This is a genomic window from Photobacterium sp. (assembly GCF_057456235.1).
The window spans coordinates 1-24,382 of sequence record NZ_JBVCPH010000011.1 but is presented as its reverse complement, the minus strand read 5'-3'; the positions used below and the strand labels follow the sequence as shown (position 1 = coordinate 24,382).

The 24,382-nt window shown below is 47.3% G+C and carries 18 protein-coding genes; 9 read left to right on the top strand and 9 right to left on the bottom strand.

Annotated features, from left to right (window positions below; translation table 11 throughout):
• The first annotated feature begins 114 nt into the window (after nt 1–114).
• From rbfA to nlpI, 5 genes are all read left to right on the top strand, one after another.
• Complete coding sequence (gene rbfA, locus AC2204_RS13265; RefSeq protein WP_107284027.1) at nt 115–519, top strand: 30S ribosome-binding factor RbfA; 405 nt, start codon at nt 115–117, stop codon at nt 517–519.
• The gene (truB, locus tag AC2204_RS13260) at nt 519–1,463 is read left to right on the top strand and encodes a tRNA pseudouridine(55) synthase TruB (RefSeq protein WP_318926116.1); all 945 of its coding nucleotides are present in this window, start codon (nt 519–521) and stop codon (nt 1,461–1,463) included. The genes rbfA and truB overlap by 1 nt, the downstream gene beginning before the upstream one ends.
• A gap of 246 nt (nt 1,464–1,709) precedes the next feature.
• Nucleotides 1,710–1,979: a 30S ribosomal protein S15 gene (gene rpsO / locus AC2204_RS13255; RefSeq protein ID WP_107284024.1), complete on the top strand. Its 270-nt coding sequence runs from the start codon at nt 1,710–1,712 to the stop codon at nt 1,977–1,979.
• A gap of 404 nt (nt 1,980–2,383) precedes the next feature.
• Nucleotides 2,384–4,507 carry a polyribonucleotide nucleotidyltransferase gene (gene pnp / locus AC2204_RS13250; RefSeq protein ID WP_413466702.1) on the top strand — a complete coding sequence of 708 codons (2,124 nt, stop codon included), beginning with the start codon at nt 2,384–2,386 and terminating at the stop codon, nt 4,505–4,507.
• Nucleotides 4,508–4,588: 81 nt separating this feature from the next.
• Entirely contained in the window at nt 4,589–5,503 is a 915-nt protein-coding gene (nlpI, locus tag AC2204_RS13245) for a lipoprotein NlpI (protein ID WP_413466701.1), read from the top strand.
• Nucleotides 5,504–5,578: 75 nt separating this feature from the next.
• On the opposite strand, the gene AC2204_RS13240 is transcribed toward nlpI, so the two are convergent.
• The 3 genes from AC2204_RS13240 to AC2204_RS13230 all read right to left on the bottom strand — a co-directional run bounded on the left by AC2204_RS13240 (nt 5,579) and on the right by AC2204_RS13230 (nt 9,647).
• Nucleotides 5,579–6,463 carry a U32 family peptidase gene (locus AC2204_RS13240; RefSeq protein WP_318926113.1) on the bottom strand — a complete coding sequence of 295 codons (885 nt, stop codon included), beginning with the start codon at nt 6,461–6,463 and terminating at the stop codon, nt 5,579–5,581.
• Nucleotides 6,464–6,475: 12 nt separating this feature from the next.
• On the bottom strand, nt 6,476–7,483 hold the full coding sequence (gene ubiU / locus AC2204_RS13235) for a ubiquinone anaerobic biosynthesis protein UbiU (protein WP_318926111.1): 1,008 nt from the start codon (nt 7,481–7,483) through the stop codon (nt 6,476–6,478).
• Nucleotides 7,484–7,607: 124 nt separating this feature from the next.
• Nucleotides 7,608–9,647, bottom strand: coding sequence for a sensor domain-containing protein (locus AC2204_RS13230; protein WP_318926255.1), 2,040 nt, complete (start codon nt 9,645–9,647; stop codon nt 7,608–7,610).
• 340 nt (nt 9,648–9,987) lie between these two features.
• On the opposite strand from AC2204_RS13230, the gene ubiT reads away from it, so the two are divergent.
• Genes ubiT through rimI form a run of 4 tightly spaced genes read left to right on the top strand, consistent with a single transcriptional unit; the run spans nt 9,988 to nt 11,891 of the window.
• Nucleotides 9,988–10,509 carry a ubiquinone anaerobic biosynthesis accessory factor UbiT gene (gene ubiT, locus AC2204_RS13225; protein WP_318926110.1) on the top strand — a complete coding sequence of 174 codons (522 nt, stop codon included), beginning with the start codon at nt 9,988–9,990 and terminating at the stop codon, nt 10,507–10,509.
• Entirely contained in the window at nt 10,499–11,002 is a 504-nt protein-coding gene (locus tag AC2204_RS13220) for a GNAT family N-acetyltransferase (protein WP_318926109.1), read from the top strand. The genes ubiT and AC2204_RS13220 overlap by 11 nt, the downstream gene beginning before the upstream one ends.
• 51 nt (nt 11,003–11,053) lie before the next feature.
• Complete coding sequence (locus tag AC2204_RS13215) at nt 11,054–11,455, top strand: DNA polymerase III subunit psi (RefSeq protein ID WP_318926108.1); 402 nt, start codon at nt 11,054–11,056, stop codon at nt 11,453–11,455.
• Nucleotides 11,445–11,891 (top strand): ribosomal protein S18-alanine N-acetyltransferase, encoded by a 447-nt coding sequence (rimI, locus tag AC2204_RS13210; RefSeq protein ID WP_318926107.1) that lies wholly within the window; start codon nt 11,445–11,447, stop codon nt 11,889–11,891. The genes AC2204_RS13215 and rimI overlap by 11 nt, the downstream gene beginning before the upstream one ends.
• Nucleotides 11,892–11,989: 98 nt before the next feature.
• On the opposite strand, the gene AC2204_RS13205 is transcribed toward rimI, so the two are convergent.
• From AC2204_RS13205 to AC2204_RS13180, 6 genes are all read right to left on the bottom strand, one after another.
• The gene (locus AC2204_RS13205) at nt 11,990–13,930 is read right to left on the bottom strand and encodes a bifunctional diguanylate cyclase/phosphodiesterase (protein ID WP_318926106.1); all 1,941 of its coding nucleotides are present in this window, start codon (nt 13,928–13,930) and stop codon (nt 11,990–11,992) included.
• A gap of 179 nt (nt 13,931–14,109) precedes the next feature.
• On the bottom strand, nt 14,110–14,736 hold the full coding sequence (locus AC2204_RS13200; protein ID WP_318926105.1) for an OmpA family protein: 627 nt from the start codon (nt 14,734–14,736) through the stop codon (nt 14,110–14,112).
• Complete coding sequence (locus AC2204_RS13195) at nt 14,733–16,136, bottom strand: TolC family outer membrane protein (protein ID WP_413466700.1); 1,404 nt, start codon at nt 16,134–16,136, stop codon at nt 14,733–14,735. Before AC2204_RS13195 ends, AC2204_RS13200 begins: the two co-directional genes overlap by 4 nt.
• A 26-nt stretch (nt 16,137–16,162) precedes the next feature.
• Nucleotides 16,163–17,545, bottom strand: coding sequence for an HlyD family type I secretion periplasmic adaptor subunit (locus AC2204_RS13190; RefSeq protein ID WP_318926102.1), 1,383 nt, complete (start codon nt 17,543–17,545; stop codon nt 16,163–16,165).
• Nucleotides 17,538–19,721 (bottom strand): type I secretion system permease/ATPase, encoded by a 2,184-nt coding sequence (locus AC2204_RS13185; RefSeq protein WP_318926101.1) that lies wholly within the window; start codon nt 19,719–19,721, stop codon nt 17,538–17,540. The genes AC2204_RS13190 and AC2204_RS13185 overlap by 8 nt, the downstream gene beginning before the upstream one ends.
• A gap of 80 nt (nt 19,722–19,801) precedes the next feature.
• Nucleotides 19,802–24,382, bottom strand: a 4,581-nt coding sequence (locus AC2204_RS13180) for a tandem-95 repeat protein (RefSeq protein WP_318926100.1), incomplete at its 5' end; no start/stop codon positions are given.

Genomic DNA, 24,382 nt, shown 5'->3' with positions numbered 1-24,382 from the left:
TTGTTACTTCTTTAAGTAAGTAAACAAACAACCCAATGGGGAGCTTCGGCTCCCCATTCTTGCAAGAGAGCCTTTTTCTTTAAAAGAGCCTCTTCTTTAAGAGAGATAGATAAAATGGCCAAAGAATTCAGTCGTACCCAGCGTGTCGCACAACAGTTACAAAAAGAACTAGCAGTTATCCTTCAACGTGAGATTAAAGATCCACGTATTGGCATGACAACTATCTCCAGTGTTGAAGTGTCCCGTGACATGGGTTATGCCAAAGTGTACGTTACCTTCTTTACTGTTGGCGAGCAGACACCAGAAGGCAGCCTTGAAGTATTACGGGAAATGGCTCCTTACATTCGTTCACTCTTGGGCAAGCAAATTCGCCTGCGCGTGACACCTGAACTAACCTTTATTTACGATCAGTCGTTGACGGAAGGTATGCGTATTTCCAACCTGGTTACCAATGCGGTTCGTGATGACAACGAGCGTCGCGTTGATGAAGGTGACGCACAAGAAGGTGAGGATAAGTAATGGCACGTCGTCGTAAGGGTCGTCCGGTCGATGGGGTCATCCTGCTCGACAAACCAACCGGACTCAGCTCGAATGATGCGCTGCAGAAAGTAAAGCGTATCTTTTTTGCGCAAAAGGCGGGCCATACCGGTGCGCTGGATCCACTGGCAACCGGTATGCTGCCTATCTGCTTTGGTGAAGCGACGAAGTTTTCTCAGTTTCTTCTCGATTCAGATAAGCGCTACCGTGTGATCGCGAAACTGGGTGAGCGTACCGATACCTCAGATTCCGACGGTGAAGTGGTCGAAACCCGTGAAGTGAAAGTCGACCGTGGTCAGCTGGAGCGTTGCATTGCCAAGTTCCGCGGAACAACGGATCAAATTCCGTCTATGTATTCGGCATTGAAATACCAGGGTCGTAAACTCTATGAGTATGCCCGCGAAGGAATCGAAGTTCCACGTGAGTCACGCAAAATCACGGTATTCTCTGTTGAGCTGATCCGGTTTGAAAACAATGAAGTCGAGATGGAACTGCATGTATCGAAAGGTACTTACATCCGCACGATTGTTGATGATCTGGGGGAAATGCTAGGTTGTGGCGCACACGTGACCTACCTTCGCCGTACCGGTGTTTCTAACTATCCAATGGAACGTGTGGTGACATTGGAGCAGTTACAGGCACTGCTTGATCAAGCGAATGAGCAGGGAATGTCACCAGGTGAACTTCTGGACCCGTTATTGTTACCGACAGATAGTGCCGTCCAGGATTTACCTGAAGTGAATATCTTACCGGCGAGTGCGGTTTACGTCCTTAACGGTAATCCGGTCAATGCCGGTCGTGTGCCTGAAACGGGAACGTTAGTCCGTATTACCGTCGGTGAGCAGCGTGAGTTCATCGGGGTGGGCGTGATTGATCAAGATGACATGCTGGCACCAAAGCGCGTGATGGCGAACCAGCAAGACTAAGGAACGAGAAGCGAGATCCTAATGTCAAGGGGAGAGCAAAAGTGTAAAAACTCACTCGGCGAGTGAGTTTTTGAAATCTGCTCGCAGAGTCTGGAAATCGACCTCGCCTCTCGAACCCCGCGACGAGTATCTTCTGCGATTATTTTCTTGTAGTCGAGGAAAGCTACCAGTATAATTCGCGGCTTGGGTGTCGGCTGAATCAGAGATTGGCGGCACAAATTAAAACATCTAGTATTAGGAAGAGTTATGTCTCTGAATGCAGAAACTAAAGCAGCAATCGTTGCTGAATACGCACAATGTGAAAACGACACTGGTTCACCTGAAGTTCAGGTTGCGCTTTTAACAGCACAAATTAACCACCTTCAAGGTCACTTTGCTGCTCACAAACACGACCACCACAGCCGTCGCGGTCTGCTACGTATGGTTTCTCGCCGTCGTAAGCTTCTAGACTACCTAAAAGGTAAGAATCTTGATCGTTACCAAGATCTTATCAAGCGTCAAGGCCTACGTCGCTAAGATTGCTTTCGAGAAAGGAGCCTTATGGCTCCTTTCTTTTTAATCAGTAATTCCCCTTACTCATTATTTATTCCAATATCTGCATCGAAAGTGCCCATTTATAGCAATAAACTCCGCGCTTTCTCTTGAATTTGAAAAAATAGTAGCAAGCTGAATTACTAATCAAGATATAAATATACTTACTTACTTACTTTACCTGATTGATCAGTCGTTCTCCCGACCTAAAGGTCGCGGCTAATGACAGTTATTTACGATTAAGCCGATCCGGCTATTCAGTCGATAATTATCATTAGTCGCGATGTGTGAAATCATCGTAAAGTGGGTTTCATCACATGACGCTTTTCCTTGTGTCAGATATACTTAACGACGCAAATAGAAAGCGGATAATATTTAAGGAAATTCACGTGAATCCTATCGTAAAGACTTTCCAGTACGGTAACCACACAGTTACCCTTGAAACTGGTGTTATGGCGCGTCAAGCGACAGCCGCTGTTATGGCTAGCATGGACGATACGTCTGTGTTCGTATCTGTAGTTGGCAAGAAAAAAGCGGTTGAAGGCCAAGACTTCTTCCCGCTAACAGTTAACTACCAAGAGCGTACTTACGCTGCTGGTAAAATCCCTGGTGGTTTCTTCAAGCGTGAAGGTCGTCCTTCTGAAGGCGAAACACTGACTGCCCGTTTGATTGACCGTCCAATTCGTCCGCTATTTCCTGATGCATTCAAAAACGAAGTTCAGGTTATCGCGACTGTAGTTTCTGTAAACCCAGATGTAAACCCAGACATGATCACGATGATCGCAACGTCTGCGGCACTGGCGATTTCTGGCCTGCCATTCAATGGTCCTATCGGTGCGGCACGTGTTGGTTACATCAATGATCAGCTTGTTCTTAACCCAAGCAACACTGAGCTGGAAGAAAGCCGTCTAGACCTTGTTGTTTCCGGTACTAAAGACGCTGTTCTGATGGTTGAATCAGAAGCAGATCGCCTGTCTGAAGAACAAATGCTACAGGCCGTAGTTTACGGTCACGACCAACAGCAAGTTGTCATTGATGCAATCAATGAGTTTGCGGCGGAAGTTGCTACTCCTGCTTGGGATTGGGCAGCACCGGTTGTTAACACTGAACTGAAAGCGCGTGTTGCGGATAAAGCTGAAACTCGTCTGGCTGACGCATACCAGATCACTGAAAAAATGGCGCGTTACGACGAAGTTGGTGCCATTAAGAACGACGTTGTTGAAGCACTTCTTGGTGAAAGCGAAGAACTGGATGAGCGCGAAATCCGCGGCATGCTAAGTTCTCTAGAGAAGAACGTTGTGCGTAGCCGTATCATCGCGGGCAACCCACGTATCGATGGTCGTGAAAAAGACATGGTTCGTGCGCTAGACGTACGTACTGGTGTTCTTCCCCGTACTCACGGTTCTTCTTTGTTCACACGTGGTGAAACTCAGGCACTAGTAACTGCTACGCTTGGTACACAACGTGACGCACAAATTATTGACAGCATCATGGGTGAGAAGAAAGATCACTTCCTTCTACACTACAACTTCCCTCCATACTGTGTAGGTGAAACGGGTTTTGTTGGTTCACCTAAGCGTCGTGAAATTGGCCACGGTAAACTGGCTAAGCGCGGTATTGCTGCAGTAATGCCTTCGGTTGAAGAATTCCCATACACAGTACGTGTTGTATCGGAAATCACAGAATCTAACGGTTCATCTTCAATGGCTTCTGTCTGTGGTACGTCTCTGGCACTGATGGATGCTGGTGTGCCAATCAAAGCGTCTGTTGCGGGTATCGCAATGGGTCTGGTTAAAGAAGGCGATGACTTTGTTGTTCTTTCTGACATTCTTGGTGACGAAGATCATCTGGGTGACATGGACTTTAAAGTGGCGGGTACTGACGACGGTATCACTGCATTGCAGATGGATATCAAAATCGAAGGTATCACGAAAGAGATCATGCAGATCGCTCTGAACCAGGCCAAAGGTGCGCGTAAGCACATCCTTAGCGTGATGGACGATGCAATCGGCACTCACCGTGACGAGATTTCTGAGTTTGCTCCTCGTATCTATACGATGAAGATCAACTCTGACAAGATCAAAGATGTTATCGGTAAAGGTGGTGCAGTTATTCGTCAGCTGACTGAAGAAACTGGCACAACTATCGAAATCGAAGATGACGGTACAATCAAGATTGCCGCAACTGAAGGCAAGGCGGCTAAAGAAGCAATTCGCCGTATCGAAGAAATCACAGCTGACGTTGAAGTTGGTCGCATCTATACTGGTAAAGTAATGCGTGTAGTTGACTTTGGTGCCTTTGTTTCTGTTATCGGTGCCAAAGAAGGTCTGGTACATATTTCTCAAATCTCTCAGGAGCGTGTAGAGAAAGTGGCAGACCACCTAGAGCTAGGCCAGGAAGTTAAGGTTAAAGTTCTGGAGATCGACCGTCAGGGCCGTATTCGCCTAAGCATGAAAGAAGCACAAGCTGAGCAGAATCCTGCGCCAGCTCAAGACGAGCAGCCACAAGGCTAAGTCTTTCTTCTTAAAGCATGTTATAAAGGGGCTAATAAGCCCCTTTTTTTATAGCTGTGGAAAGAGATGAATGGTTTTTGTATGTCAGGGAGAACGGCATTGATAGCAAACAGATTAAAGCTCGCATGTCTTGCGGCGCTGATGATGTTAACGGGCTGCACCGCATCATCTCAATCGAATTGGACTCACCCACCGATGGCGGTGCCACTTCAGCCGACGATACAGCAACAAATTCAGTTAGCGCGCATTGATCAGCTGTTAAAGCGTAATGATCTGGATAAAGCGACAGTTGCGCAAATGTATTATGAACGTGGTTTGCTGAATGACAGTCTGGGCCTGCGTGATTTAGCCCGCCTGGATTTTAATCAGTCGTTATCACTGAAAGCGAACCAGCCAGATGTGTTCAATATTCTGGGTGTGTATTTTACTCAAAGTGCCCACTTCGATGCAGCGTACGAAGCCTTTGATTCGACCCTTGAGCTCAATGTTCAGCACCCGTTTGCTCAGCGTAACCGTGGTATTGCCCTGTATTATGGCGGTCGACTGGATCTGGCGCATGAAGATCTTCTTGCCCATTACCATCAGGATCTGAATGATCCTTACCGGGTGATCTGGCTATATATTCTGGACTGGGAACGGACACCAGAAGCGGCGTTGGACAAGCTAAAACGGCGCTTTGATGCGAGTGATAAAGAAAATTGGGGGTGGCAGATTGTACGTTTGTACCTGGGTGAAATTACCGAGTCCCAATTCTTAACTCAAATTGCCGTAGAAAGCGAAGATAATGATCAGCTGGCAGAGCGCTTAACGGAAGGTTATTTCTACCTTGCCAAGGCTTATCAGCTGCAAGGTGATTACCCTGCCGCTATCATGCTGTATAAATTAACGCTGGCAGGCAATGTGTACGAATTTGTCGAGCACCGTTTTGCCTTGCTTGAGCTTAGCCGGGTGAAGTCACTGTATGAAGTGCAAAACAGATCGCCAGAAGCAGAATAATTACGGACCGAAACAGACTGAAAAGCCGCGATGTTCGCGGCTTTTTTCTCTTTATACTATGTTGGATTAACTTGTTCAGTTCAGCTGTTCGATGTTCATGCCTGCCAGGTTATGCCAGTAACCATTACAATGGTGGCCATCCTCCAGCGGATGACGAATAGTACTTTCTTCATTGCTGCGGAAGGTATCGATTAACCCTAAGGTATCAATACTGAGCGGGCTCAAACGCACGACATCAACTAACCCTTGCATCCCTTTCAGATCATTGATCAGGTTATAGCAGTATCCTGACTGGGTCTGAATACCATTGAGGGTGAATACTTTTTGTGTTTCCTGGCTGTTGACAGTAATACCGTTGGGGTATTTAACACAGCACGTTTCACATTCATCTTTTGCTTTGTCTTCAGCACGGGCTGTAAAGCAGCGGGCGGAATAGGCTAATGGCAGGTAGCCATGGCTGAACACTTCGGTTTCAAACTGGCCGTAGATCCCCAATTTTTCGCAATCAGTCATGACGTTCTGCAGCCATTCGCGAGACAGCTCTACCGGCATGCACCAGCGCACCATCCCTTTTTTCAAGAACAGGTTCAGGGTCTGGGCGTTGTAACAGTTAACTGCCGGGCCAACGACAAAAGGAACTCCTTTTTCATGGGCGAGCTGAATACCCGAAACATCGTTGGCTTCAACAATGAAGTCACCATTATCAATGTACTTTTTCATCACATTGACTTCGCTCGGGGCCTCCAGCAATGCCATGGTCGACAACACGGCTTGTTTACCGGTTGCTGAAATATCTTTAGCAATTTCAAACCAGTCAGCCGGTTTCATTTCACGGCGCTTGGAGCACACAGTTTCACCTAAATAGATGATATCGCTATTGGCATCTTTGGCTTGCTGATAAAACGCCTCGACATCTGTTTTTGGCCAGAAGTAGAGCAGAGGACCCAGTGAATATTGCATTATTTGCTCCTTTTATTGCCATTTACGGTGATAAGCACCAAGAGTCGTTTGTTTGCCTTCAGAGACATTACCCAGACAGGCGTTCCAGGCGGGAGCGACTTGATAGCCTTCAGGGTCTGCCAGGTAATGGTCAATGGCGGCACGCCACGTTTTTGTCACCTGCTCGACATAAGCCGGACTACGTTGGCGACCTTCTATTTTGACTGATGCTATATTGGCTGCAAACAGTTCAGGCAATATTTCCAAGGTGTTCAAACTGGTTGGCTCTTCCAACGCATGATAGCGTTTATTCTCACCTTCTATGCTGACATCAAAACGGCCTTTGCAGAGGGTTGGATAACCGGCATTTTCGCCTTCTTTATAGCGATCAATTAGCACATTATTAAGGCGAGATTCCAGCCCCTGAGACGTCTCTTGCCAGCGGACATATTTAGCCGGTGAGCAGGCACCCACCGTGTTTGGTGATTCACCCGTCATGTACGATGACAGGTAGCAGCGTCCTTCCGACATAATGCACAGGCTGCCAAAGGCAAACACTTCGAGCTGCATATCGGTATTACGGGCTAACTGCTTAACCTGGTGAATGGATAATACGCGCGGCAGAACCACTCGTTTCACATTAAAATTTTGCTGGTAAAAATCAATGGCGGCCGTATTAGTTGCGGAAGCCTGTACGGATAAATGCAGTTCCAGATCCGGATATTTTGTCGCGGCGTACTCCAGCACGGCGATATCGGCCACAATTAACGCATCAACTCCCATGTCTGCGGCATTGTCGACAGCCTGGCTCCAGCGGTTGAAACCGTCAGGGTGAGCAAAAGTGTTCAGAGCAACATGCAATTTGCGATTGTGATCTTTAACATACTGTACGGCTTTTTCGAGTTTACGACCCGTGAAGTTAAGGCCTGCAAAATGGCGGGCATTGGTGTCATCTTTAAAGCCGATGTACACCGCATCTGCACCGTTATCAATCGCAGTCTTTAACGCTGGAAGGTTACCTGCGGGGCAAAGTAGCTCCATATATTTTTCTACCGGTGTGGAATGGAAAGTAGTGGAACAAATAGTAGGGGGCTTGTTGCCCCCTTGTTTTGACTTTGGGCAGGTTTGGTAGATTTAGGACGAATTTTTTATGAACTATATCTCACTAATCCTTTCGGCGGCTGTTCTTCACCAAAATCGCTTCCAGTTCGTTTTTCGGTAACGGGCGGTAGAAGTGGAAACCCTGGATATAGTCACAGTTCAGGTTCGATAATAGCGTTGCCTGCTGATGGGTTTCGACCCCTTCTGCAACAATACTCATGTTTAGAGCCTTACCCAGGCTGATGATGTTTTCTATCAGGGTGATCTGTTTTGGCACAGTATCGATATCATTGATAAAAGCCCGGTCGATTTTGAGTTCATCCAATGGGAATCGAGCCAGATAAGAAAGTGAGGAGTATCCGGTACCGAAATCATCAATAGAGAGGGCGAACCCGAGCTTCTTTATTCCATTGAGCATCTGGATGGTGTGCTCACCGTCACTCATTACCGCGCTTTCTGTTAGCTCGAAGGTAATATCATTGGGATTGACGCCAATACTTTTTTGCAGCTTCTCGACAAAGGTAATTAAGTTAGGATTACCAAACTGCTGCGGAGATAAGTTGATGGCGACCCGGCCCGGTAAGATCCCTTGCTGTTTCCAGCGGCGTACCGTTGTAAAGACTTCTCGCATCACCACCCGGCCTACCTGTTCGATCAAACCGGAGCGTTCAGCGACCGGAATGAACTGGGCTGGGCTGATATAGCCTTCAACCGGGTGCTTCCAGCGCACAAGCGCTTCCGCGCCGTCGATAGCAAAATCCCGGGCATTGACTTTAGGTTGATACCAGACTTCTAGTTTGTTGTTTTGTAATGCTTTTTGTAGTTCAATTTCCAGCCATAAACGCATTCTGGCTTCTTTATTCATGGCTTCGCTGAACTTGACTAAGCGGTTTCGACCCCGGTTCTTTGCTTCATACATCGCCGTATCAGCATTTTGCAGCAGGAGTCGGGCATCGCTGCCGTTGCCGGGAGAGGTGACCATGCCGATAGAGCAGGCAAGGTGTTTACTGAAATGATGAAGGTCAAACGGCTGGTTGACCAACGCGATGATCTGATCAGAAATCAAATCGCCGGTACGGTCATGTTCAGGATCCGGAATTAACACACCGAACTCATCACCGCCCAAGTGGCCGAGAATAGCATTTTCCGGTAATAAACGGCGCAGGCGCTGGGAGATTTCCTGCAGCACCCGGTCACCAATATGGTGGCCTAGAGAATCATTGATATTCTTGAAGTTATCAATGTCCAAATACAGCATCACCAACGGCGTTTCATGGGCAATCAGCTGTTCTAACCGGCGGCTGAAACCATGGCGATTATAGAGACCGGTCAGTGGATCGGTATGAACCAGGTGTTCGATCTGACCTTGCTGAACGATGTGTTCAGAAGCATCTTTCAGCATGACAATAGTGGCGGGTGAGCCAAGCAAAGTGATGTCGGAGGTCGACACCAGTAGTGGGCGTTCGCTGCAGCAGCGCGGGCTGGTATGGCATTTTCGCGGTCCATTTTTTGGCTGCTGGTGTAACTGTTCACCTAAAATACGCTGGCTATGGCTGTCAATCAGCAGGCGGCCGAGATCTTCACCTAATAATTCTTTTGATGACTCAAACCCCAACAGGGTTGCAGCGGCTGCGTTAGCGGTAATAATCGTACTGCTTTCGATAATGCAGATACCATCAGCGATCAGCTCGTTAAGCTGGTACAGCTGATTTTCGAGTTCTTCTAGGGTATTGACCAGTATCTGTCGCTCAGAGGTGTCGGCAGAGTGCAGAACAATATGCTGAATATCGTCTGAGCGATTACGCAGAGGAGAAATGCTGAAATGCATGCTGGTGTCGTGACGGTTGTCATCTAACACCACTTCGCCTTCTACGGACTCGCCACTGAATGCGCGCTCATAATAGGGGCGTAACGAGTTATAGTAGGCCTGACCAAGGATTTCTTTGTCGTTGCGCCCGACCAGCTCGTCACGTCGAAGACCGCTGACTTCACAATAGCGATTATTTACCACCAGGTAGTTATGATCTTGGTCTAGCACTGCAAACAGAAACGGACTGTTGTCTGTGAGCAGAGGGAACCAGTAATTGAGTTGCTCTGTCGGCATTAAAGCACCGTATTCCGTATGCGGGTTAAGTGTAACCATTTATCTTATTGCTGTTTCGTCCAATCTTCACAGAGAAAAAGCACATTGATATCGATAGACTTTGCGCTTTCTCTTTGTTGTTGGGCAAACTAGCCGTCAGTTGAACAGCGATAGAATTGTGGCGATAGAATTCGATTGTGGTAATTCCTCCGCCGCGCTCTTTAATATAACCCGTGAGCAAGGCATAATTCCAAACTTTGCGTCGAGAGAAACGTTTTTTTTGACTCAAGGCATAAAACCGCTTGCCTCGGTTGCCATACAATCAGGTATTAAATGCGATAATGATAGGAAAAGACCAACAGTGATAGCCCAACTTCGAAAGCACATGGTTCAACACGGCCCGGCGTTACTGCGTATTCCGGCGAAACTGACGCCATTTACGATTCAGAAGAAAATGATGTTAGAAGGCTTAACGCTGGTTTTCAAAGAAGCCCTCGAAGATGGTGATTTTGAATTTCTCGATGAGCGCTGGCTAAAAGTCGAAGTCAGAGATCTGGGGCTGCACTGGTATATTAGTTATCAGGATGACAAACTGGTTGTATCTGATCAGGTTGAGCAGGAAGATGTAAGCTTCAGTGGTGAGTGTAATGACTTAGTGCTGATAGTTGCACGCAAAGAAGATCCGGATACGTTGTTTTTCCAACGTCGTCTTCGTATCGAAGGAGATACCGAACTGGGACTGGAAGTGAAAAACCTGATGGATAGTATTGATCTGGATTCATTGCCGGCACCCCTTAAATATTTATTACAGCAATCAGCCGATTTCATCCAGAAAGGGATGCAGGACGCAGATGTTGATAAAGAGGTCATTAATGCTCATTAGAACCGAAGCGCCAGCAGATATTCTTCCTATAGACCGATTGCTCAAAGAGGTGTTCGAGACTGAAGCCGAAGCAAATCTGGTGATGAAGCTACGGGAAAACAGCTGTCGGACATTATCGCTGGTGGCCTGCAGTGATGAAGGGGAAGTGATTGGTCACCTGTTCTTCAGCCCGGTAACGGTTGAAGGACAAGATGACCGCTGGCAAGGTTTGGCACCACTGGCAGTAAAATCGCAGTATCAGCGTCAGGGGATAGGTAAGGCCCTGATTGAAGAAGCGAAAAACATCCTGATTGAGTTTGATTATCCGGTTATAGTGGTACTCGGCCACAGTGATTACTACCCGCAAGTCGGGTTTGAAAAAGCGGCGGATCACGGATTGCGGTGTAGTTGGCCGGCACCGGAAGACGCGTTCATGGTGTTGGAGTTGATACCGGATACCTTAGCCGGTAAATCAGGCGTCGTTGAGTATTGCCCCGAGTTCTCTGAACTGTAATATCCGGATGGTAATACCAATTGATATAACACAATTTACGACGGGAATTGAATGAAGCAGCGTGATATTCAGGTCTTGCAGGAAATGGGGCTAACCTACTGGCAGGTGCGAAAACCTGAACTTTTTCCTGAGATGCAAATACCGGTCATTGATCTGCCCGAAAGTTGCAAATTGCTGTTCATTACGCCCGACGAACTGGATGAACACGATAGCTGGCTGTTTGGCCGCATTCTGAGCAGCATGAAGCTGACACCAGCGCAGGCTCTGGCTTTACCACTTGAAGCCTTGGAGCAAGTGGGAGAGCACCATTTAGTCTGGTGTTGGTTTGCAGGCTGTCAGGGTGTACACCCGGCAGGTTGCCAGGTACTGACATCTTGTTCGTTAAAAGCAATGCACTCTAACCCGGCGACTAAAAAAGCCTTATGGCAGCAGATTTGTTCATATGACACATAAAATTGTACCTCTCGAACCACAGCACCATGATGATGTCTGGCGCATTGAACAGGCGGCTCACGCCTTTCCATGGGCTGAATCGTTAATTCGTACCCCCCCCAACAAAATTGCCGCTAACTTTGTCTTACTGGCCGATACGAAGGTGATTGGCTATTGCTTTGGCCAGAATGTGGCAGGTGAAGCGACTTTATTGAATATTGCCATTGATCCGGCCTGTCAGGGCAAAGGTTATGGCAAGGTATTGCTAGAAGGTTTTATTGAGGCGTTACAAGCGCGTAATGCCGAAGAGATCTGGCTGGAGGTGCGTGCCAGTAATACCCGTGCCTACCAATTGTATGAAGCCATCGGCTTTAATGAAATTAATCGCCGTGTTGGTTATTATCCAGCGGACAACGGGCGTGAAGATGCGCTGATCATGACGTACATGATTTTCTAAAAGATGATCTTCTGATATCCAGTCTTCTAAAAAAGCGCCGAAAGGCGCTTTTTTGTTTATGGGCAAGAAATAAGAAACGAGGTACTCGAATCGAGAAACTAGCGATATTCCTGTTCTAGCTCAGTAATATCGACGGGTGGGGCGATGAAACCCTGATATGCACAAGTATTGAGTGTAGTGGCATAATCAACTTGCTCACTGGTCTGAATACCTGTCAGGATGACATTAATCTCCATGCCTCTCGCGATATTGATCAGGGCCCGGCATAACTCGCCTTTATGATGGTTATCCTTGGTTTCGGCAAAAGACTGATCAAGCTTCACATAGCTTGGGTGCAGCGACTGCAGATAGTCCATCGAACTTAGCTGGCGACCAAAGTGGTCGATCCCCCATTGAGCAGCGGTAGTCTTGAATATTTCACTCAGGTGCTCACAAGCCTGCTGATTGGCATAAATTGCCGACTCAGGCAGTTCAAACAGAAGTTTGCCTGTATACGGTGAACGAGCCAAATAACTGGCCAGCCAATCCCGGAAGTCAGGATCGGTAATACTGTGCGCCGTAAGGTTAATCGCTACCGGGGTCTGGCTTTGTTTTAGAATGTCGTTTTTATGCAGAGACTCAATTAAACACCGATCTAAGGCTGCCCCTAGTGCCAGCATTTCAATATGGGGCATAAAGTGTCTGGCAGCGATATGTTGTTGGTCATGTTTTAACTGGCAGAAAATTTCCTGGTGAAGAATGGTGCCGTCATGGTGGTAATGCACAGGCTGCCAGCGAAAGCTGAATTGCTGGTGGGTAAGCGCGTTATTTAATATGTCACGCCACTGCGCTTTGGAGAAAAGCCGTTGTTGATGATTTTCGAACCAGTGATAAACCGTGTTGCCCTGAATGGCTTGCTGTAGTGCATTATCGGCCTGGGCCAATAGCTCGGAGGCTGAATTTTGATTGCTGCGCTCACTGATACCAATGGCAAAACCGTGGTTTGGCTGATAACCCGCTTTACTGGTTTCCTGGTTGATCGTTTGGATCAGGACATGCAGCTGTTTTTGCAGTTGCTGGTGTTCTTGTTGGGTGAACAAGAAAGCAAACTCAGAGTCGGTTATCCGGGCGACGACCGTATTTGATGTCTGGTTTAGCTTCTGCTTAAGAGTCTGCGACAATAAGTGAATGGTGTCATCCCTTATCTGAAAACCAAGCTGATTATGCAGTTCTTGTAACCAATCGAATTTAGCCAGAAAAATGGCCCCCGTTCCCGGTTCGTCCATCCAGCTATTGATCCGATCAATGAAGTACTGGCGGTTTGGCAGGGCTGAAACCTTATCAATAAGGTTATTTTCCCGCAAGGTGATGACCTCTTCATTGAGGATAAGAAAGTTCTGTTGGAGTTGTTTCGACATGTCGTTGATCCCGGTAACAACAGGGCGAAGCTCTTGTATATTAGGTACCGGTAACGGTGCATCAAACTGATGCTCAGCAATTTGACGAGTATGGGATGCAATGGCAGTGAGAGGACGTAACAAACGGCTTAGGGTGAACTGGGCGAGTAGAGCAATCAAGAAAAATAGGCCGCAAAATATGATCAGGCTATTTCTGACTATTTCCCAGAGCTGAGTGTTTGCCACATCAGTTCGAGTCATCATTTTCAGTTCAGCCAGATCCATCCAACCGGAGCGGATCATGATGGTTTCTTCTGGTACGGTGAAGAGATCCAAATCCGTAAACCAAGCCGGGGCGCCAACGTTTGCATCGGTGTCTTTCCAGCTTTGTTGGTGGCCGTCAACCACCCAGGTTAAAGTGATTTCCTGGTAGTTGCCTCTTGTAAATAAAGTCTGGAGTAGTGTTTCAACGCGATCTGAATCACCGGCTTCTAAGGCTGGTTCCAGAGTAACTGCTAAGGTTTGGCTGGTATTGTTAAGCTCAGAGTCTATCTGGTGCGCTAGAAGCTCTCGGATCTCTGTAAATTGTATATAGCCGAGACCGATAACCACTAACAGAAAAAGTCCCAGAAGCAGAGAGTAAAACTGTTTAAAAATAGACATATAAAACAAGATTCCAAGTTCAGAATGTATGCCGCATGGTTCGGATACATTCGATACCAGCATGATTCGGTAATACTTATTACAAGGTATTGGCGTTAATGATAAAAAAGCATCAATGACTCATATGAATATTGTCATTGGCGGGCCGCTTTATCAGCAAGCCCGGATAAGTCGACATTTTATTCTTCTGGCTGTTGATCGACCGTATAGATATCCCATCTCATTTCCGTAGCCTTGTTGCTTCCCGTGACTTCGGCAATGACTCTGCGGTTTCGCTGGTGGGCCACTTCACTTAAGGTGGGATCGACCGGACGTGTAAAGCCGTAGCCGACCGCTTTTACCCGCTGGCGATCAATACCGAACTCTGCAACAAGCGCTTCGGCAATGGCATCAGCCCGTTGCTGAGAAAGAATCATGTTTTTCTCATGAGATCCAATCTTACTGCAGTGCCCTTCAATGGTAACCTGAGTATCCGGGTAGCTACGCATGAACGTTGCCAGTATATCGATTTGTCCGTAGTAACGAGGTGAAACATAAGACGAGTTATTGGCAAACAGAATATTTAGTTCACGTCGCTCTGCAATAGCTTTGACTTTACTGCAGCCATCATTGTTTACCTGGGCACCATTTAAGGTTTCTGCACACATTTCTCTGGCTTTGATCACCCCGTCACGATCGATATCTTGCAAGTCATGAACCTGTTCGGTCGGGGTATCCATCGCGATAATGTCATTATTGGCACATCCGGCAAGCAGCAGTGCGGCGATAACGGCAAGACACATGTTTATTGGCTTAGACCCATTCATTGGCGTACCCCTCCTTCATATTGATTTTCGCCAAGCCAGCTTTCAGGCGTGGTGACCCGAAGTGCACCGAGTAGCTGACCCGTCGCATTGAGGATCCGGTACTGGGCCGTGATTTCATCGAATTCGGCGCTAAGGTAGTCTTTACGGGCTTCAAATAGCTCATTTTCTGAATCAAGTAAGTCAAGTAATGTTCGTTGGCCAATCTTAAATTGTTGCGTATAAGATTGTTGCGTTTCTTTTGCTGCAACGACATGTTCGCGGAGATATAGCTTTTGTTCATTAACAAAGGTGCGGGCATTCCAGGCCAGGGTAGTGCCTTCAACAATATCGCGATAGGCACGCTGACGCAGTTCAGTGGCTTCTCCGAGTTTATAGGAGGCTTCTCTGTCTCTGGCCTGATCTTTTCCGCCAGAAAACAGGTTATATCTCAGCCTTACCATGGCCTGTAGTTCATTGCTTTCACCACCGACATCTGAGGTTATGCCGCTGCCATCGACGCCATCTACGTTTTCATCCCAGTTTCCGGAGAGTTCAAGACTGACCTGCGGGTAATAGTTCGATTTCGCCGACTTGCGCTCATATTTTGCGGCTTGAATATCACGATTAGCGGCTTTAAGGGTTGGATGACTTTCTTGCGCCCATTTGAGCGCTTCATCCAGGCTGGCAGGGATCATCACTGCGTCCGGAATGGGCAAAATCACATCATCGGGCGTACGGTTGACGACTTTCTGATACTGACTTCTGCTATCAAACAGGTTGTTTTTCGCTGAGACGAGGTTCGATTTCGCCCGAGCTAAGCGGCCTTTTATTTGTGAAAGATCCGCGATTGACCCCAATCCTGATTCGGTTTTTTCTTTGATCTGTTCGTAAATTTCCTGGTGATTAGCCAAGTTTTTTTCCGACAGCTTAACGACTTCCTGAGCCTGCATGTAGTTGAGATAGACTTTGGTGACTTCTAGCGCGGTGTCTTCAGCTGTGCTGAATAACCGCCACTGCTCAGAGCTGGCTTCATTACTAAAACGGCCGACTTCACTACTGGTAAAGAAGCCATCAAACAGAATTTGTTTCAGGCTGATCCCCAGTTCACGACGGTCAAGATCAATCTTGTCATCATCATCAGAAGTTTGTGCCTGACGACGGGTTGAAGGGCTGTCGGTCTGCTCCCAGCCATAACCTGCCGTGAGATCTACCGTTGGTAAGTAACCGGTAAAGGCCTGGTTAACTTGCTCTTCACTGCCTTTGAAACGGTTGAAAGCCTGCCGAATTTCCGGGTGGGTATCTAACGTATACGCGACGGCCTGCTCGAGAGTCTGAGCGAGGGCTGAGGCCGGTAATAGTACAGATGCCACGACCAGAGCTGTCATGCTTTTCCTTAGCGCCTGGCGAACATGGTGTCTCATTGATTTTTCTCCATTATCATTATTATTTAGCGCTCTCTCAGCGCGGTGTCCCTAGCTCTTAATAGCGGATTGAGAATATATTCAAGAACCGTGCGTTTACCTGTGATGATGTCGACCGAAGTCAACATGCCCGGAATAATTGGCATGGTCGTGCCATCTTTTTTGACTAAATTTGAAACCTCAGTGCGAATACGGACCAGATAAAAGCTGTTGCCTTCTTTATCTTGAGTGGTATCGGCACTAATGTGTTCGACGGTACCGTCAAGGCCGCCATAGCGGGTGAAGTCATAAGCGGTGACTTTAACCACGGCGGGTAAGCCGGGGTGAAGAAAAGCGATATCTTTCGGCGCAATCTTTGCCTCGATAAGCAGTTGATCTTCAGTTGGCACTATCTCGATAATGTCTACGCCAGGTTGAACAACGCCGCCTAACGTATTGAGGTGTATTGTTTTTATCGTGCCGTTAACCGGTGAGCTTATCACCGCCTTATCGACTTTATCCTGAGCGCCGACCTGGGCTTCTGTCAGGCGAGCCAGACGGCTATCAAGCTCATTCATCTCGGCCCGTACTTCCTTGTTATAGGTTAATACCGCTTCTCGGCGTTTCAGAATACTTTCATCAGATGCTGCTTTGACTTTTGGCTTCATCAGGTAAAGTGATGACAACTCGCCTTTTATGTCGTTGACCTCACGCTCAAGCTTGAGCATGTCGACTGCTGAAACGATGCCTTTTTTAGCAAGCGGGCGAGTCATCTCCAATTCGCGGGTGATAAGTTGCAGGCTGCTTTTCAAGGTTTTTATCTTGGAGGTCAGATCCTGGCTTTCTTGTTGTTTTTGCAGAATTTGTCTGGACAGAATCTCTAACTGGTTGATCAGGCCATCAAGACGGCCGCTATATTCGGCTTTCTGACGCGCCAGTATTTTTGGGTCGCCTCTGGTGAGATCGGCCGGAAAGATCAGCGGCTGGGGGATCACCCTTACCTGCTGGCGCCACTCTGTTGCCCGTGATGAGATCTCGATGCTGGCGAGTTCATGCTGAAGCCGTATGATATTGGCTCGCAAGCTGTCTTCTTCTTCTTCCTGCTGGGCAAGATCGGAGCGAAAGCGGGTATCATCGATACGTGCCAGTGGTTGCCCCTGGTTGACCATCATGCCTTCTTTGACATACATGGCTTGCAATATTCCGCCATCTAGGCTTTGGATAACCTGGATCTGTGAGGAGGGGATCACTTTGCCGCTACCGCGGGTGACCAGATCAAGCTGGGCAAAGAATGACCAGACCAGAAATGAAACGACCATCACCGCAATCACTCGGATTAACAAGCGGTGGCCCAATGGTGAATCGATCATCATGGCGCCGTAGACGTCATCCGTCATATCCAGCTCTGCTGGAACTGATGACTTATTCATTGCTACCTCCGGTATTCACTCCGGCACTGAGCTTTTTCAGTACATCATCCCTTTTTCCATTCAGTAAGATCTGTCCCCGTTCAATCACTACGATACGATCAACCAATTGCAGCAGAGACATTTTATGGGTAATTAAGATGAGAGTGCGATCGCGACCAGCCCTGTCCATGGCATGGATGAACTGTTTCTCGGCATAGGCATCCATGCTGGCGGTCGGTTCATCCATCAGCAGGATCGGGGGGTCGTTTAAAATAGCGCGAGCGAGTGCTACTGACTGGCGTTGGCCACGAGAGAGTGCTTCCCCTCTTTCGCCAACCTGTTTATCAAGCCCTTCAGAATCTTGCGCGGTAAACAGCGCCACGCCGGATAATTGAACCGCACGGATCAGCTGGTGCTCGGTGACCTGACGGGTGCCAAACATGATGTTGTCGCGAATGGTGCCGTGAAACAGGGTGATATCTTGCGGCAGGTAACCAATATTTCGGCGTAAATCGGCAGGGTGGATCTGCTTGCTGTCGATACCATCGAAACGCAGGCTGCCCTGGCCGGGCTGATATAAGCCTGCCATGAGCTTGGCGATTGAGGTTTTACCGGATCCGTTTTTGCCGATAATCGCGACTTTTTCACCGGCCTTAAACGTCAGTGACATCGGATACAAAGCGGGTTTTTCTGTGTTGGGGTAGGCAAAGTTAATATTGTCTGCCTGAATGTGGCCGGTCAGTCGTTTGCGGCTGATCAGGTGGCCCTTGTCGGCAAACTCATCCTCTTCATTCATGATGGTGTCGAGCTGACGCAACGCACTCATGGTCTGGTTGCCACGGGTTAGCAGGCCGGCCAGCTGGGCCATGGGGGAAACGACCCTGCTTGATAGCATAACGGCGGCGATGATCCCACCCATTGAAATGGCATTGTCGGCAACCCGGTAAACCCCGAGGATCACTACCGCAATGGCGGTGAGCTGGGTAATAAAGGTTGCCAGGTAAGAGACTGAATTTGAAATCTTCTTTACCTTTAATTGCCAGTTAGCCGTGTGGGAAATCATCTGTTGCCAGGTACGCTGTACAATACCTTCTGCGACGTTAGATTTGATGGCTTCCATGGCTGCCAGGCTTTCGATCAGGTGGCCATGTTTGAGGCTGGCATATTTATTACTTTCTTCAACGGCGGCTTTTAATCGCGGTTGAATGAAGAGGGTATAACCGATAATAATCATTCCGGCAACAAGGGGAACGATAGCCAGATCGCCAGCAACGAGATAGATAATCGTAAGAAAGAGCAGGGCGAACGGCAGGTCGACAAGGGTAGTAATCGTGGCTGACGTGAGCATCTCGCGCACACTGTCAAATTCACTCAGCTGTTTTGCCATTGCACCAACGCTAGGGGATTTTTTCTCCAGCGGTAAGCCCATGGCTTTGGCAAATAGCCGGCTCGAGACAATGATATCGATTTTTTTCCCGGCGATATCGATGAGATGGCTACGCATATGGCGCATGATGAAATCAAACGTAAACGCGATTGCGGCACCGCTTGCCAGTACCCACAATGACTCGAATGCCAGGTTCGGCACAATTTTGTCATAGACATTCATCATGAACAGCGGTGAAACCAGCGCAAACAGGTTCACGAATACTGATGCCAGCAAAGCATCGCGGTAGATCGGGCTGGCATCTTTAACCATCTGCCACAACCAATGGCCTTGCTGGTTGTGCTGGTGGATATCAACGCTCTGATCACCGCGGTATTGCTGTTTGATCAAAAAGGTGTAGCCGACATAGAGCGCTTCCAGCTCTTCAAGTGCCAGCTCGCTTTCACCACCATTCTCGGGCAATTGGATCACGGCTTTATTATTGGCGAGATCCAACTCTCGCAACAGGCACGCTTTCTTGTCTTTGAGCAAAAGCACACAAGGCAGAAGGATAGGGGAGATCTGCTCCAGCGGCTTACGAATAAGCTTGGCCGTTAAACCTGCCCTTGCTGCCGCCTGTGGCAACAGATCGGTGGATAACCACGCGCCAGAAAGCGGCAAGCCTGCCGTTAAAGCATCACCAGAGCAGGGGTTGCCATAATGTTCAGTTAATAGCACCAGGCAATCGAGTAATGGGTCCTCGGTGGTCTGCACCGAAGGCGAAATACTCCACTGCGGTTTTATTTTTTCAGCGGTTGCTGTTGCTGTCACTACTACTTCTCGCTTTCATTTAAAGACGCAACAAAAGGGTGCGGCCGAAAGGCCAGCACCCGAGGTCTGTTCATTCGTTACTATTGGGTATCATCCGGAAGATCAATATGCATCGACTGGAACACCGATATATCATGTGAAGCTTCAGTAGGATGCAGCACCAGATTTTGACCATCGTGGGTAAGCAGCCCATTAGTGATGATACCAATCTTGCTTTCAAGTGTTGACGAATCAATGCCATCAAGAACGATTTTCTGATCTATTTCACCGTTATTATCGACATCAATATTGATTGTGGTTTGGGTGATTTCATCGCTTGTTGTGATGGTTATAAAATTGTCAATCGTATCATTTGTTGCATCTTTCAGCAGATCGCTAAGATTGAGCTTATCTTCATTGACATTGAAACCAAAGATAGTGTCCGTACCCGTATCACCGGCAGCCCATGCAAAGGTATCATGGCCTTGGCCACCATATAAGAGGTCGTCACCTGAGCCACCGACAAGAACGTCATTGCCGCCTTGGCCATAAAGAATATCGTTGCCAGCCCCACCGATTAATGTGTCGTCGCCACCACGCGTGTCGCCAGCAACGTTAAATATTTCATGGTGCGCTTTTATGTATTCATAAATTTCAACACTATTAGGTTCAACACCATTTTCCAGCGTTAGGAATGTTTCAAGTGCTGACATACCAGAACCATCAATTAAGCCTTCTGGACGTTCTGGGTTCCCGTCGACGCTCCACGGAAGTTCATCGGTATTGATGGAGTCACCGAATAGAATATCATTCCCTTCATTACCGGTAACGATGTCATTACCCATATCTGCGAGTTCAGATATTGATTTACTGCCTTGTAAAGCAGCATGAAGGTCTTCAGGACTATCGACAATTTCTACTTGGCCTGCCGGTGCTAGTGTCAGATTATTTTGTTGGATGTAATCAACAGAACTCCAACTAGTATGTTTTTTCACTGAATCAAATGAGAACTCTATATAATAATTTCCCTGCTGAACCATCTCTGTCGTAATTGTGCCTTTTCCGTAGCCACTATCAACAACTTTCCCAGTGTTATTATTATGCAGCGACCAAGACATTGATTCAGGGCCATTAATAGAAAATTCAAAGTTTACGCTTTCTCCTGCATCGACTGATATTGACGAAGATTGGTATTTCACCGGTATACCACTACCATAATCTTTGAGTATTAGATCACGACCTGTCGTATAAACTTCACCGTACCAAGTTGAGCTTGTCTGCGAACCAAAAATTCCGTGGTTGTATTCCGTTACCGTTTCGGATGTTATTAATCCTTCTACAATTTCCAAATTAGTAATATCTGTATTATCGAAAAATTTCAATAAGTTATCAGAGATATCGCCACCGATGCCAACAGCCATCACTTTACTATTACTACTGAGTTGACTAAATGTTGTTAAAGAATCCTCTAGTGTACTCGGATGGGGTTCGCCATCCGTCAGGAAGAAGGTAAGGTTTTCAGCATTATTATTTAACTTATCAGAATTAAACCAAGAGATTGCTTCTTCAAGTGCGGGTTTATAATCTGTCCCGCCATCTGCGTAAAGTGAGTCAATTTGAGCGATTAAATCTGGAAGATTTGTCGAATTCAAATTAATGACTTGAGGAGCCGGATCTAAATAGTTGTCAGAATGAAAATCAATCAATTTGATATTGATAGTACCGTCATGGTCCGCTAAGTCTTCTACCAGACTCGTTAACGATTCCTTGACCATATCAATACGGCGCATATACGAACCATCGTCGTTTTGAATGTACTTTCCATCAATGTCTTTGATGAAATAGTCCATACTGCCAGATGTATCAATAACGAGAGCGATATTGTAATCAAGTCCTGGTTGGACAGAAACAACAACGCCGCCGGTATCACCAAGTAATACGTCATCACCACGGCCGCCTTCCACGGTATTATCACCGTTAGGGTTCGCCGGTGTAGCAATAAAACCGACATCTGTTTCGTTGTACTTAGCATCACCAACTGACTGTCCATTTTCGTCAATTTCTTCAGAGCCAGCGGTAACGGTCAGCTTTATTCCATTGGAGCTAACAGGGGCTTCAACAGTGACAGTCAGTTTGCCATCGGTATCTAGTTGTTCTTTAGGTATTGACCACGTGCCGTCGGCCAGTACTGTACCGACGCTTAAGCTACCACCGTCAGGCAGGCCCGAAATAATAATATCGGTAAATACTTCACTACCATCGATATCAATCAGGTCAACGTCAATATTGAGTTCGAATAGGTCCGATACTTTAACTAAATCGCCATCAATGACTTGGTAGTGTCCATTATCAAAATAGACATTTTCGATACTATAAAATTCATGACGTCCATTCGATGAACTATGTGTCAACATGAAGTCAGGGGAACCATCGGTTGTAAATGTATAATCTGATATTGAACCTTGGAGATAAGCGGTATCGGTATCCGAGCCACCATAATAACTTGTTGATGCAATAGAGGCGTCTTGTGAAATTAAAATATCATTCCCCGAGTCACCATGTAAGGTAACAGATGAAGAGCCGATACCGCCAATGAGGATATCGTTACCATCTTCGCCTTTTAGATAATCAATATTGCTTGCACCGCCGATTACGATATCATCGCCACTGCCAGCGAGCACTTGTAAGACATCACCGTCTCCATGCTCAACAATATCATTGCCGCTATAACTCTCTACCCAGTTATTATTCGGAGATTTTATGTAATCTTCATTACCCGTACCATTATTTGACCCGGTAGGCGTACGGCCAGCAATTTCACTTTTGACTAGATCCAAAATACTTTGTACCGGATTGGTCGAAAGTGTTGATAGCTCAGCTGATACATGAACACCATCCGCGACCGGAGCCACTTCTAGAGTTGCTTGGACATTGCTACTATTCACACCATCAGTCACCACGTAGTTAAATACGACTTCGTCGATAGACTGATGCTCCTTAGGAGTAAAGTACGCAGAAATAACATGCCCGTTACTGTCTTTAACCACTTCAACTGTGCCAAAGGTGGCATCAACAGTTAAGTCAGAGATTTTCAGTTCATTTCCTTCAGGATCATACGAACCAGAAAGTAACTGTTCCAGATTAAGCGCAACAACGTCATCTTCACTACTTGTCCCAAGGTCGACTTTCCCTGCTGGTACTACTGGTTCTAGATCGAGTTGAGATGAATCAATACTGACCGTAGCCTCTTCACTTTCTAGCCCGTCAGGATCGACTGCTTTATATTTAAATTCATCTGATGCCGGAGTGCCTTCAACATAGCGTAGTTCCCAGTTACCTTCAGACTTAGTAGAAAAATCTAATGATACTATCTGTTTACCGTTACCGGGTATTTCAAGTTCTTGGAATACGCCAGTATCTCCAGATGAATCTGCTGGTTTTTGATATTCAATTTTTTCTGACGAACCATCGGCGTAATGAACGATAATAAGAGCCGCATTATTGTCGCCAGCTTCGAATAAACCACCTAATCCATCAAGGCCGACTTTAACATTTGCAACCGGGTTCTGGCTGAAATCAATTGTGATTAGTTCGCCAGGTTCTATACCCGAACCATCGCTATCACCGATACCATGACCAATGTGGGCAGTATTATTGCCGCCGCGATACTGAGCTAATTCTTCGCTATTAGAGGAAATAGTAATTACATCTCCATTCACTAATGTCATCTGACGAACCAGACCATCGGTTCCGACTGGCTCTCCCCAATTATAGAAATCGGTTGTTGATGGTCCGGTATCATCAGAAGGCGCGTCTTTAACACCCAGTAAGAATGGTGAACCTGAGATTTCCTCAGAAGCTTGGTAAGTAATCGAGTCTGCTTCAAATTCGGTGTTATTCAAGTCATCATCAGTTACTTCACGAACCTGAACCTTATTGTCAGAATCGGTATAGGTATAAAACAAAGTTCCATTATCTGGTAAGTCGGTGATAATAATTTTCAGCTGAGCGTCATCGCCATCATCCACATCAGAGATATGATCTTTAGCTGAATCATCCGAATTAAAGACAACCCCAACAGGCGTTCCATCCGTAGGTGAAATCGTGAAGTCTTCAGCTTCTGGCGCGTCGTTGGCCGGGGTCACTTCCATTATCGCGGTGGCGCTGTCGGTGCCGCCCTGGCCGTCGCTGATGTCGTAGCTGATGGTGGCGGTGCCGTGGAAGTTCTCGTCCGGCGTGAACACCAGCTTGCCGCCGTCGATGGCCACGGTGCCTTGCTCGGCAGGGACGGTCGCTTTCGTGATGTTCAGGGTGTCGCCATCGACGTCGGTATCGTTGTCCAGCACATCGATGGTCAGCGGCGTGTCTTCTTCGGTGCTCAGTTTGGTATCGTCATTCGCCACAGGCGCGTCGTTGACCGGAGTCACCGTGACTGTCGCGATGGCCGCGTCGGTGGCGCCCTGGCCGTCGTTGATTTCGTAGCTGATGGTTACTTCGCCGTTGAAGTTCTCCGCAGGCTCGAAGCTGATCCCGCCCTCGGCGGTCACTTTCACCACGCCGTTAGCAACCGCGATGGTCTGTGCTTCGCCAGTCAGTTCAACATTGTTGATCGACTTGACCGACAGCTTGTCGCCATCCAGGTCGGTGTCGTTTGTCAGCAGGTCGAGTGCGACCGAGCCGTC